This is a genomic window from Terriglobus roseus, assembly GCF_900105625.1.
GTDB classification, from domain to species: Bacteria; Acidobacteriota; Terriglobia; order Terriglobales; family Acidobacteriaceae; genus Terriglobus; species Terriglobus roseus_B.
Window position 1 is genome coordinate 4,395,324 of sequence record NZ_FNSD01000001.1, and the last position, 11,928, is coordinate 4,407,251.

The following is an 11,928-nucleotide window of genomic DNA, read 5'->3' on the forward strand; positions in this document are numbered from 1 at the left end:
CTTTGCACTGATCGCGACCTGCGGAAGCTGTCGTGACTCTTCATGGACAAGTGTCCACAGGCCCGCAGAGATCAGGCGTTATAAATTCTGCGATTCGACCATTTACACGACATCGCCATGATCTCGCCTGCGAGCCAAGATCACAACGCCGATAGCAGTCCAGGACTGCTGCAGGACCTGAGGCAGCAGTTGTCGTGAAGCCGACTCTATCAGCAGATAACTTAAGTTTCCATAAAGAGCTCAATCAGCTGTGATTACCTCAATCGCTGATCTCTGCGCTTTTGGAATGGTGATACAAGGTCACGCGCTAATTCTCGGAGGGTCGCTCCACGTGCTCGACCACGAGAAAGCTGATAGGGGCTTTGGCGGGCTTCAGTCGAAGGCCCAGCTGCTTCTTCAGGGCATCGAGGATGTTCGCAGAGTTATCCCCGACCGCGTCGTTCTGTCCGGACGCGTCATGCACCCAGCTCAAGGTGAAGTCATAGAGCCCGTTGAGTCCGGTCTGATCGACCACAGGGCGGGGCATTGCAGCCATGCCCGTCATCGTTGGCAGCGAGGTCGCCAAAAGGGAGAGGGAAACGGCGTGACCGCCATAGTGTTGTCCCGGCTCGGTGGAAGCGACGTGCGCAATGACGCCGCAAGCGCCAGGGATATTGACAACGGCGCCATGAGCAGCGCCAGCCGCAGGAGTTCCGTCCGGCCCGCGAGCCTCGCACTTGTCTGAAGATGGAAGGAGATCCGGTCCCAAGACACCAGGACTGACCAGCACAAGCGCAAAGACCGGGGCATCCGCGGTGGTGGTGTGCGTGACCAGATGGAAACGCTCAGCGAGAAGGGTCTGCATCATCCGGCGCATCTGGTCGATGGAGGTGTCGGCGGGAGCGCGCGCCGTAACGTCGAAGAATTCCGGGGCTGCGTCGAAGGATCCGGTCACCCAGAATGGCGCTCCGGATTTTGGTGTGCCGGAAAAGAAGTTGAACCGGAGAGCAAGCTCCTGTGTGCCGGAGAGCTTGTAAGCGAATGAGATGAACCGCCACAAGGGCTGGTGACTCGCAATCAGGAGACCGCCGGCAGCTGATCGCGCATCGTCGGCATCGATGGTGCCGTAAATGTTGCCGGAGTCGAGTGGAACGTTCGTGTGTTGCGCCGCGCCGGGCTTGCTTGGGCGGACCGAAGCGGTTTCAAAGGACGGCGCCGCAGGTGCGGGGGCAGTCTGGGCACATGCGGATGCCGCTGCCAGGATGCAGAGAGACGGCGTGAATCGGAGTAGAGAAGAGACATCGGCATCCCGGGGGAAGTCAGGTTCGACCAACGACAACGGGCACGGCTCGTGGCCGTGCCCATCGTATCGCGAAGGAGCTGGTTTAGAGCGCCAGATCGCCGCGGTCTTCGTTGCGGATGCGGATGGCGTCGTCGACGCGGGTGATGAAGATCTTGCCGTCGCCTATGGAGCCGGTCTGCGCCGCAGTGATGATGGCGTTGACGGCCTTCTCCGCCAGGTCGTCGGTGACGACGGTTTCGAGCTTGATCTTTGGCAATAGATCGACCGAGTATTCGCGACCGCGGTAGAACTCCGTGTGACCCTTCTGGCGGCCGTGTCCGCGCGCTTCCAGGATGGTGATGCCTTCAATGCCGGCCTCGATAAGTGCTTCTTTGACTGCGTCCAGCTTGCCTGGCTGGATGACTGCTTCAATCTTCTGCATGGTGTTCTCCGAATCCTTCTCGCGTGCGCCGTGTGCGCCGCGAAGCATCTCATTCTGCCCGAAAGGTCCGGGCGCTGTCGTCACCCATTGGTGAAACGGCAGCACCCATGCTGGTTCCGCTTAGTAGGACGGCTCGGCGTGATAACCCTCTTCGCCGTGCTGGGACAGGTCAAGACCCGTGTCCTCATCTTCGGCGGAGACGCGCAGACCGATCGTCTTGTCGACCACGATCAGGATGATCGTGGTTCCCACGATGGCCAGGCCCCAGGCGATCGCCACGCCGACCGCCTGGTTCAGCAGCTGGTGTCCGTTGCCTTCCAGGACGCCGGTCGCTTTGCCTGCGCCAAGGATGGGGTTGATGACCGATGTGGCGAAGATGCCGGTCAGAATCGCGCCGATAGTCCCACCGGCACCGTGGACACCGAAGGCATCCAGTGAGTCGTCGTAGCCGAACTTCTGCTTGACGATAAAGACCATGAAGAAGCAGAAGACGCCGGTGATGGCGCCGATCCACAGGGCTGAGATCGGTGTCACGAATCCGGCCGCCGGGGTGATGCCGACGAGGCCTGCGACCGCTCCCGAGATGGCACCCAGGGCAGTGGGCTTGCCGGTCTTGATCCACTCAGCAACTGTCCATGCGCAGGCTGCTGCGGCAGCAGCAAAGTGCGTGGCCACAAATGCGGAGGTGGCCAGACCGCTTGCATTCAGGGCCGAACCCGCGTTGAAGCCGAACCAGCCAACCCACAGCAGCGCGGCTCCAATGAAGCTGAGCACCAGCGAGTGAGGCGGCATGGGTTCCTTCGGGTAGCCGCGGCGCTTGCCCATGTAGAGGCAGGTCACGAGGGCCGAGACGCCGCTGGTGACGTGCACGACAGTTCCGCCGGCGAAGTCGAGCGTGGGGAACTTGCCACCGAGAGCAGCGTTCAGCAGGCCGCCCTTACCCCAGACCATGTGTGCCATGGGGCTGTAGACCAGGATCGCCCAGAGGATCATGAACACCAGCATGCCGCTGAACTTCATGCGTTCTGCAAAGGCGCCCGTGATCAGCGCCGGGGTGATGATGGCGAACATCAACTGGTAGACCATGAACGTCTGCAGGGGAATGGTCGTGACGTAAACCTTATCCGGCACCAGGCCGACGCCGTGCAGGAGCGCGTTCTGGAACGAACCAATAAAGAAGCCGAAGTGGCCGGTGTTCTCACCAAAGGCCAGCGAGTAGCCGATGAGCGCCCACAGGACCGTGATGACGCCCATCATGGCAAAGGTCTGCATCATGGTGGCGAGGATGTTCTTCTTGCGAACCAGTCCGCCGTAGAACAGGGTCAGGCCGGGCGCGGACATCATCAGCACCAGCGCTGCGGAGACCAGCATCCATCCGTTATCGCCAGCGCTCTGCGCCGCGGCTACCGACGTCTGGAGATCAGCATTCGCCTTCTCCAGCGCGGCAATGCGAGCGTCGGATGTCGGTGCGGTACCAGAGACGCCATGCAGTTCGGGACCGGGGCCTGCAGTCGGTGTCTGCGCATGCGCGCCACCCGCGATCAGGAGCAAAAGTACCGAAAGAAGACATGGAAGCAGGCGCTTCCGGGAAATTCGTTGCAGATTACGCATAGTGCAGATCACCTGTGCCGAAAAAAAGTAAGGGAGTCGGCCACATCGCGGCCTCATCGCAGAGGAACGCGGCGTGGTATCGCCGGTAGAAGGAAGCGCGGCGAAACGGTGCGTACAGTTGGTTCGTTTCGTTTACTGTACACAATGACCCGAGGTACTTAGGTGGTTCACAACGCATGACGGCACGATTTCCCGCACGCGTCGCAGGATTACGCGGCACGTCTATTTTTTTCGCGCTGCTGGCCCTCGGAACGAGATCGCTGCTTGCGCAGGGACTGCTTTGTCCGTCGCGGCAGTTTGAAGGGCAGGTCGAAGCAGGGAAGAGCTTCCGGCGTCCGATGGATCGATCGCACGACTTTGTCCTGGAGAGCATCGCCTCCGGGTGGATCGTCCGCGTCCTGCCAGCTTCCGGTCCGCGCCCGATGCATGATTATGCAGAGCTCGCCACGCCGCCATACCGTTCGCCTAACCCCTTACTCATCTCAACCGATTTCAGCTTTCGCGCGCAGGACGCCATTGCCTGGAACCCGCGGGAGTTTCATTTCTTCACCACTGGAACGCAGTTGGCGACGGCGACCAGGGCTCTCGAGGCGACAGAGCGAGAGCCGAATCACCCATCGGCCGGTGCCGCACTCTTTCCCCTGCTACCCCAGGCGTGCACGGCCGAGTTGCGGATCACGGATGCCCGCATCGCCGGCGGTACGGCCGACCAGGCAGCCACTGCCGCCATGGTGGCGTCCCACTTCGCGCAGACGGCACACACGCTGGAGACCGATGCCACGCCAACAAAGCTGGGCCGGATCGTCTCCTTGCATTTCCGCGTGTTATTTCAAGGCAGCAAGCCCGCTTCCTCTCACTGAAGCACCGTGATTTGCATCACAATATCTACCGGTGCCGTGTTCAAGAATCTGTTGCAGGTCAAATAAGGTCGACTGCATCGAGATTCGGAGACATCGTCCGGCTTCACAAAAGTTCGTGACATAGAATGAGGATCATGAGTACACCTCCAGAAGAGACCTCCAGCAACGGTCGGCCCGCGTCGCCCCAGGGGTCGGACCGCTACTTTTTCGGGACCCTTGATTCCTTTGGGAAGAACCAGGACAAGCTGCGTGAGGTGAACTGGGGACCGCAGCAGCCTGAGGGCGTTGTACTGGCGTCCATGGACGCTGCGGTGAACTGGGTCCGCAAGAACTCGGTTTGGCCCATGACCTTCGGCCTGGCCTGCTGCGCCATCGAGATGATGAGCATGGGCGGGTCGCGCTACGATATTGCCCGGTTTGGTGCAGAGGTGTTCCGTCCCTCGCCACGCCAGAGCGACCTGATGGTCGTCGCCGGTCGCGTTTCGCAGAAGATGGCGCCCGTGATTCGCCGGCTGTATGAACAGATGCCGGAGCCCAAATGGGTCATCAGTATGGGCGCGTGTGCAACTTCTGGGGGAGTCTTTAACAACTACGCGTTACTTCAGGGGGTCAACCAGATTATTCCCGTTGACATCTATGTTCCTGGGTGTCCCCCACGTCCAGAGCAGCTTCTTTATGCAATTACACTCCTTCAGGAAAAAATTCAGCGGGAGCGGGGCAGCATAAAGGACTCTTTGAACATCGCATAGTGCATATAAGGATTTGTTTCGCCCCCTGCCGAGCGTTACTGGTTGGATTCGGCCTGTGGTCACGGAACAGTTGCGCTGATGTAAACCAGCATCAGTGCATAGGACAACAGCAACGGTAGATATTTCTGTGATCGCATAGAAATGCTGCTATACACTCAATCGCAATCGTTACCAAGCGGGCCATTTCTCTCTAGAGCCCGCGCAAGCGTATTAGATATTCCGCGGAGGATAAGTCGCATGTTTTCTCAGCCGTTTCGCAAACTGGGCCGTTCAGTATTGGCAGCCAGCGCAGTAACCCTGGGCGCTGCAAGCCTGGGTGCGCAAACAACGCCAGCCGCACCGCCCGCAGGTCCCAACCCGTCGCGCGTCGACATCTTTATGGGATATTCATACTGGAGCGGTCATGGCCAGCTGAAGCCCGCCGGTATCAGCTACTCCTCGATTAACCTCGGCGCCATCGGCAGCGGAGCCTACTACTTCAACAAGTATGCGGGTTTTGAGGTTTCGGCCGCATTCCATCCGGACGGCAACAACGACGGCCTCATGCCGCTGCTGCAGGCTGGTCCGATCTTCCGCCTGCCCGGACAGTACGTTACCTTCTTCGGTCACGCGATGGCCGGCGCTGCCCGTCTGGGCGGACCGAACAGCGAAGTTCCCGGTGCGGTCTATCACGAGCCCTACAACTGGGGCCCGGCCCTCACGGCCGGCGGCGGCATGGATTATGATCTGCCGTTCTTCAACCACAAGCTGGGTCTCCGCCTGTTCCAGGCTGATTACACCTACATCCACGAGGACTACGGCCCATACACGCAGATCCCCACGGGCGGTGTGCTCGGTGGCCGTGCGAACGTAAGCTCTGCTCAGCTGAGCTCGGGCCTGCTGATTCACATGGGCAGCATCGTTCCGCCGCCCCCTGTGACCTACTCGTGCGTCGCCAGCCCGGCTTCGGGTTATGCGGGTGATCCCATCACCGTGACCGGTACGGCCATGAACGTCAACCCGAAGAAGACCGCGACCTACGCGTGGACTTCGGATGGCGGCAAGGTATCCGGCACCAGCAATGTTGCGACTGTGGACACCACGGGTGCTGCACCTGGTACGTACAACGTGAAGGGAACTGTCACGGAGAGCATGAAGGCTGGCCGTTTCGCAGAGTGCGCTGCTCCGTTCACGGTTAACCCGCTGCCCGCTCTGTCGCTCAGCTGCTCTGCCAGCCCCTCGTCGGTTGCGCCGGGTGGATCTTCGACCATCAACTCGGTGGTTTCGGATTCCTACGGTCGTCCGGTCAACTACACGTACAGCTATAGCGCCACCTCTGGTTCGATCTCGGGCAGCGGCACCACCGCGACCCTCTCGACCGCTGGTGCTGCTCCTGGCACGGTCTCCATCACCTGCAACGTCATGGACGACAAGGGCCGCAACGCAACGGCATCCACGACGGTAGCGATTGTTGCACCGCCGCCGCCGCCGCCAGTCGCCACGTCGAAGTCGCTCTGCTCCATCACCTTCGACAAGGACAAGAAGCGCCCCGCACGTGTGGACAATGAAGCCAAGGCCTGCCTGGATGACATTGCTCTGAACCTGCAGCGCGATTCGTCCGCGAAGCTTGACCTGGTTGGCAATGCTGCAGCCGGCAAGCGCACTGGCAAGCTCGCTGCTGAGCGTGCCGTCAACACGAAGGCCTACCTGGTCACCGAGAAGGGCGTCGATGCTTCCCGCATCCAGCTCTACACCGGTTCGACCGGCGACAACTCGGTCACCTCGACCCTGGTTCCGGCTGGCGCCACCGCGCCTGACCTCGGCACCTCGGTGGATGAGTCCGCTGTCAAGGTCCAGCCCCGCACCGCTCCGGCTCGCCGTCACCACAAGAAGTAAACCGGAACGGTAATGAACAGGAGGCGGCTGACCGAAAGGTCAGCCGCCTCTTTGTTTTCCGGCGTCTAAACTTCTGGCGCTTTCGCCAAGTCAAAACGGGATGCACCATGACGTGCCGTCGCAGGTTCCTTTACGCGCCTCCCAGGAGTCGCGGCAACTAGAATCATGGTGCTTTCTATAACAAGGAAACCCATGAAGTCTTTTGTCAAAATTGCTGCCTCGCTGACCGTTCTCGCTACGCTTTCCTCTGCTGCCATAGCTCAAAATCGCTGGCTGCCGTATGGTCCGGATGGCGGCGACGCCCGTTCCTTCGCGACCGACCCGCACGACCACAACCACATCTATCTCGGCACTGTGAGCGGCACCATCTACGACTCGCATGATGGCGGCCAGAGCTGGAAGCGTCTTGCTGTCGTAGGCAAACGCGATGATCTGGTGCTGGACAACATCCTGGTCGACCCTTCGAACGCCAACCATGTGCTGGCGGGCGGATGGGTGTTGAGTGACGTGGATGGGGGCCTGTATGTCTCCAATGACGCGGGCAAGACCTGGACGCCCAACAAGCAACTCGCCGGGCATTCGGTGCGATCGCTCACTGTTGCTCCCTCTGACCCGAAGATCATGATCATCGGCACGCTCGACGGCGTGTATCGCACGACGGACAGTGGCACCACCTGGACGCTGATCAGCCCCGAGGGCAGCAAGGAGATTCACGAGGTCGAGTCAGTCGCCATCGACCCGAAGGACCCGCAGCGGATGTACGCGGGCACCTGGCATCTCCCCTGGCGTACGACGGATGGTGGTCAGACCTGGCAGAACATGAAGGAAGGCATCATCGACGATTCCGATGTCTTCTCCATCATTGTTGATCCTACGAATCCAACGAACGTCTACCTCTCGGCCTGCTCCGGTATTTATCGCAGCACAGACCAGGGTATGAAGTACACGAAGGTGCAGGGCATCCCTGCCACGGCCCGCCGGACACGCGTGCTGATGGAAGACCCCAAGGCGCCGGGCACCGTCTTCGCCGGGACCACGGAAGGCCTGTGGAAGACCAGCGACAGCGGCCGCACCTTTCTTCGGAACGGCGATCCTTCTTGGATCATCAATGACGTCAACATTGACGCGGAGAACAGCAAGCGCGTTCTGCTGGCCACCGATCGCAACGGCGTTCTGCTCTCGAACGACGGCGGTCTGACCTTTGCGCCGTCGAATCGCGGCTTCTCCTCGCGCCAGATTTCATCCATCGCACAGGACCGTACCAACTCGCAGCATGTGTACGTCGGCATCATTAACGACAAGACAGCGGGAGGCGTCTTTGCCAGCGAGGATGGCGGCCTTACTTGGACACAGAAGGCCAGTGGTCTGAGCGGCGCCGACGTCTTTTCGCTGACGCAGGCCCCCGACGGCACGATGCTCGCCGGTACGCGGCACGGTATCTTCCGTTCGAACGGCGACGGTTGGGTCAGTTCGGGCCTGACGCTGGCACTCGCGGCAGAGCCTGATCCCGAGGCACCGAAGAAGCCGAAAACGCCGGTGAAGACTCCCGCCAAGGCCACGACCCGTGGGCGCGCGACCGGCAAAGCCTCCACGAAATACCATGCACCCGCCGTCAGCAGCATGGCGCCGTCTCGTACCGTGCCGCCGCAGGAGTCGAACACCGGTGTGTACTCCATGACGTCGCTGGACAACACGGTCTATGCGGGCACGGAAGAGGGCCTCCTGAGCTCCGCGGACAATGGCCGCACCTGGAATCACGTACGCAGCGCTGCGGGCACCTGGCGGCTGGTATCGGCCCAGGGCCTTCGCGTCGCCATCGGCGATCTTCACAAGCTGGCTTTGTCAGTCGATAAGGGGATGAACTTCCACGAGATCTCAGCGCCCACGGAACTCACCTACATCACGGCGGTCGCAGTGGATGACGGTGGCAGGATCTGGGTCGGTGGACGCGAGGGCATCTGGGTTTCGGACAATAACGGTACGTCCTGGCATTCGCAGCCGAACCTGTTCGTGCCCAACGTCAGCGGGATCTACTATGACCACGCCAGCAGCCGCGTGCTGGTCACATCGCATGAGCCAAACACCCTCGTCTTCAGCGTGCATACGCCGGATCTGAAGGTGAGCTACAGCGATGCGGGCTGGTCGCTCCGCACGGTGCGCCCGGTGGGCGACCACCTGGTGGGTGTCACGCCGTTTGACGGCGTCGTGCTGGAGCCGCGGATGGTTGTGTCGCAGGAGCAGCCGCTGCGCAAAGAAGCCCCATCAAAAACCAACTGAAACCGACCCGCGGCGCCACACAAATCGAAGCGTGGCGCCGCCGGGCTCATCTAAACTAATGTCATGACCGAATCGCCCACAGGCCGCCCTCGCCACGAGTTTCAGACAGACGATGCCAGCCTGTTGCCGATTGCACAGAAGGTGATGGCCGGCGAGCGCCTCTCCGCCGAGGATGGTTACGCGCTGTATCGGTCGCCCGACATTTTGGCCGTGGGTTGGCTCGCCAACCTGGTGCGCGAGCGCATGCACGGCAACCTGACGTTCTTCAACGTCAACCGCCACATCAATCCGACCAATGTCTGTGTCGCCAGTTGCCGCCTATGTGCCTTTGGCAAGAAGAAGGGCGATAGCGGCACGTACACCATGGCCCTGGAAGAGGCGTGGCAGTCGGCCGGCGAAGGTTACAGCGAAGCTGTCACGGAGTTCCACATCGTTGGCGGATTGCATCCTGACCTTCCCTTCGAGTACTTCCTCGACCTGGTGCAGGGCCTGAAGGTCCGCTTCCCGAAGGTCCATATCAAGGCCTTCACGATGGTTGAAGTTGCCTTCCTGGCAAAGCGCGCAAAGCTCTCGATTCCCGATGCGCTCATCCAGATGAAGCTCGCCGGTGTCGACTCCTGCCCGGGCGGCGGCGCGGAGATCTTCGCGGATCGCGTGCGGCACATCATCTGCGACCACAAGATCGACGGCAGCGAGTGGCTCGAGACGGCGGAGATGGTCCACAACGCGGGTCTCCGCTCGAACGCGACCATGCTCTACGGCCACATTGAGAACGAAGAAGACCGCGTCGACCACATTCTGAAGCTGCGCGCGGTGCAGGATCGTACGGGCGGCTTCCAGACCTTCATCCCGTTGGCCTTCCACCCCGAAAACACCGTCCTGGGCCACCTGCCGCGCACGACGGGCTTCGACGACATGCGGCAGATCGCCGTGGGCCGCCTGCTCCTCGACAACTTCGCGCATGTGAAGAGCTACTGGCAGATGGTGACACCGAAAATGGCGCAGATATCTCTTCGCTTCGGTGCCGATGACATCGACGGCACCGTCGTCGAAGAGAAGATCTATCACGAGGCAGGCGCGACCACCCCGCAGGGGATGCGCCGCGCAGATCTCGAACGGCTCATCCGTGAAGCAGGCCGAGAGCCAGTTGAGCGCGACACGCTCTACAACCGTGTGACGCGCACGGAAGACACCTTCGTGATTGCCGTTTAGTTTCGCCCCCTCCCTGATACGCTGCTTGCGTGACCACTCGCCGCCAGCCGGGCATCTATGTTGAGATCCTCATCGATGCTCCGTTGGAACGCGTCTGGGAACTGACGCAGGAGCCCGGCGTCCACCAGCGTTGGGACCTTCGCTTCACCAACATTGAATATCTTCCACGGCCTTCCTCTGAGGAGCCGCAGCGCTTTCTCTACGAGACACGCATCGGAGCCGGTCTCGCCATTCGCGGTACCGGGGAGAGCATTGCCACGCGGACAGCGGAGGACGGTTCCGCAATCTCATCTCTGCGTTTCGCGTCGGATGACGCTCTTTCGCTGATCCACGAGGGTGCCGGTTACTGGCGCTACATCCCGACGTCCTCAGGATTGCGCTTTCTTACCTGGTACGACTACCGAACCAGATTCGGGCGGCTGGGCTATCTTGCAGATCGCACGATCTTTCGCCCGCTCATGGGCTGGGCGACAGCTTGGAGCTTCGATCGCATGCGGCTTTGGGCAGAGCATGGCATCCCTCCGGAACTCTCCCTACGCATGGCCGTGATTCACGCGATGTGCCGTACGGGGATTGCGTTTGTGTGGTTGTGGCACGGCCTGGTCCCCAAACTCATCTTCAAGGATCCCGACGAGCAGGCTATGCTGCTGCAGGCAGGAGTGGGTCTGCGCTGGCTCCCATGGATTGGCGGCGGAGAGATACTGATGGGCATCCTCGTCCTTGCGCTCTGGCGATGGCGCAGCTTGTTCCTTCTGAACATCACGCTCATGATTGGGGCACTGGCAGCCGTGCTGTTGCGCTCACCGGCGTATCTTTCGCATGCCTTCAATCCAATGACATTGAATCTATGCGTGGCACTGCTGGCGGGTGTGGGATACATCGTCTCAGCACAGCTTCCATCGGCGCGCCGATGCCTGCGGGTGGATCCCAGGGAAAAGGACGGAAACGGATGATCTCCATCTATCAACGTGCGCTTGGGTCTGATTTCGCGCGGCTGCATCCACGCATTCAGCAGCGCTTCGCTCTGCACTCACAGAGCGGTTTTGCGCACGTTGGTACGGGTGTCATGGAGTCGCTGTGGCACGGCCCACCCTATACACTGCCGTTCCTGTACATCGGCACGTGGCGCGCCATCATGTTTCCAGAGCAGGGAAAGAACGTCCCTTTCACCATCCAGAACTACGGCTATCGCGACCCGCTCGGCCGCGAGACCGTGACGTGGGTGCGCACCTTCCGCACCGCCCGACCGCGCCGCTTCGACGCGTACATGATCTGGAGCGAGGAACGCGGATGTATCGTCGATTACCTCGGCACCCATCAGCACCTGGCCGTCGATCTGGAGCTGAGTGTCGCAGAGAATGGCGGCCTCCGCATCCGCTCGCGCGAGCAGCGCTTCTATGAAGGGCCGGTGTCGTTTCGCTTTCCCATGTTCTTCTCCGGGGAGGCCGATGTCTGCGAGTGGTACGACGATGCGGCCGGTTGCTTCCGCATCCGCGTGAATGCAAGCAATCGTCGATGGGGACCACTCTTCGGCTATACGGGCAGCTTCCAGTCTGAGGTTGTCGCGCCCCTGCCACCGGCGGAGATTCTTCCGCGGCGGCTTGAAGCACGCGAGTGATAATCGCCAGCTTGGACGACCGG

General features: G+C 61.0%; 10 protein-coding genes. 7 read left to right on the forward strand and 3 right to left on the reverse strand.

Annotated elements, in window-relative coordinates; genetic code table 11:
• Positions 1 to 307: 307 nt before the first annotated feature.
• The 3 genes from BLW03_RS18240 to BLW03_RS18250 form a co-directional block, all read right to left on the reverse strand.
• A complete protein-coding gene (locus tag BLW03_RS18240) occupies positions 308 to 1,318 on the reverse strand; it encodes a TIGR03435 family protein (RefSeq protein WP_170835081.1) in 1,011 nt (336 codons plus the stop codon).
• A gap of 46 nt (positions 1,319 to 1,364) precedes the next feature.
• A complete protein-coding gene (locus BLW03_RS18245) occupies positions 1,365 to 1,703 on the reverse strand; it encodes a P-II family nitrogen regulator (protein ID WP_014785372.1) in 339 nt (112 codons plus the stop codon).
• 120 nt (positions 1,704 to 1,823) lie between these two features.
• Positions 1,824 to 3,314: an ammonium transporter gene (locus tag BLW03_RS18250; RefSeq protein WP_083350640.1), complete on the reverse strand. Its 1,491-nt coding sequence runs from the start codon at positions 3,312 to 3,314 to the stop codon at positions 1,824 to 1,826.
• 176 nt (positions 3,315 to 3,490) lie between these two features.
• On the opposite strand from BLW03_RS18250, the gene BLW03_RS18255 reads away from it, so the two are divergent.
• The 7 genes from BLW03_RS18255 to BLW03_RS18285 all read left to right on the forward strand — a co-directional run bounded on the left by BLW03_RS18255 (position 3,491) and on the right by BLW03_RS18285 (position 11,905).
• Positions 3,491 to 4,174 (forward strand): hypothetical protein, encoded by a 684-nt coding sequence (locus tag BLW03_RS18255; RefSeq protein WP_074655424.1) that lies wholly within the window; start codon positions 3,491 to 3,493, stop codon positions 4,172 to 4,174.
• A 134-nt stretch (positions 4,175 to 4,308) separates the two neighbouring features.
• A complete protein-coding gene (locus BLW03_RS18260) occupies positions 4,309 to 4,923 on the forward strand; it encodes an NADH-quinone oxidoreductase subunit B (protein WP_074656141.1) in 615 nt (204 codons plus the stop codon).
• Positions 4,924 to 5,160: 237 nt separating this feature from the next.
• On the forward strand, positions 5,161 to 6,798 hold the full coding sequence (locus tag BLW03_RS18265; RefSeq protein ID WP_074655425.1) for an OmpA family protein: 1,638 nt from the start codon (positions 5,161 to 5,163) through the stop codon (positions 6,796 to 6,798).
• 192 nt (positions 6,799 to 6,990) lie between these two features.
• Positions 6,991 to 9,075 carry a WD40/YVTN/BNR-like repeat-containing protein gene (locus BLW03_RS18270; RefSeq protein ID WP_074655426.1) on the forward strand — a complete coding sequence of 695 codons (2,085 nt, stop codon included), beginning with the start codon at positions 6,991 to 6,993 and terminating at the stop codon, positions 9,073 to 9,075.
• 63 nt (positions 9,076 to 9,138) lie between these two features.
• A complete protein-coding gene (gene mqnE / locus BLW03_RS18275; RefSeq protein ID WP_074655427.1) occupies positions 9,139 to 10,287 on the forward strand; it encodes an aminofutalosine synthase MqnE in 1,149 nt (382 codons plus the stop codon).
• A gap of 29 nt (positions 10,288 to 10,316) precedes the next feature.
• Entirely contained in the window at positions 10,317 to 11,240 is a 924-nt protein-coding gene (locus BLW03_RS18280) for a DoxX-like family protein (RefSeq protein ID WP_074655428.1), read from the forward strand.
• A complete protein-coding gene (locus tag BLW03_RS18285) occupies positions 11,237 to 11,905 on the forward strand; it encodes a DUF4166 domain-containing protein (RefSeq protein ID WP_074655429.1) in 669 nt (222 codons plus the stop codon). The genes BLW03_RS18280 and BLW03_RS18285 overlap by 4 nt, the downstream gene beginning before the upstream one ends.
• Positions 11,906 to 11,928: the final 23 nt, after the last annotated feature.

What these genes read in the sequence shown, in the direction of transcription:
- mqnE (WP_074655427.1), top strand. Translation starts at nt 9,139, where the DNA reads ATGACCGAATCGCCCACAGGCCGCCCTCGCCACGAGTTTCAGACAGAC.
- BLW03_RS18245 (WP_014785372.1), bottom strand. Translation starts at nt 1,703, where the DNA reads ATGCAGAAGATTGAAGCAGTCATCCAGCCAGGCAAGCTGGACGCAGTC.
- BLW03_RS18285 (WP_074655429.1), top strand. Translation starts at nt 11,237, where the DNA reads ATGATCTCCATCTATCAACGTGCGCTTGGGTCTGATTTCGCGCGGCTG.
- BLW03_RS18270 (WP_074655426.1), top strand. Translation starts at nt 6,991, where the DNA reads ATGAAGTCTTTTGTCAAAATTGCTGCCTCGCTGACCGTTCTCGCTACG.
- BLW03_RS18255 (WP_074655424.1), top strand. Translation starts at nt 3,491, where the DNA reads ATGACGGCACGATTTCCCGCACGCGTCGCAGGATTACGCGGCACGTCT.
- BLW03_RS18260 (WP_074656141.1), top strand. Translation starts at nt 4,309, where the DNA reads ATGAGTACACCTCCAGAAGAGACCTCCAGCAACGGTCGGCCCGCGTCG.
- BLW03_RS18250 (WP_083350640.1), bottom strand. Translation starts at nt 3,314, where the DNA reads ATGCGTAATCTGCAACGAATTTCCCGGAAGCGCCTGCTTCCATGTCTT.
- BLW03_RS18265 (WP_074655425.1), top strand. Translation starts at nt 5,161, where the DNA reads ATGTTTTCTCAGCCGTTTCGCAAACTGGGCCGTTCAGTATTGGCAGCC.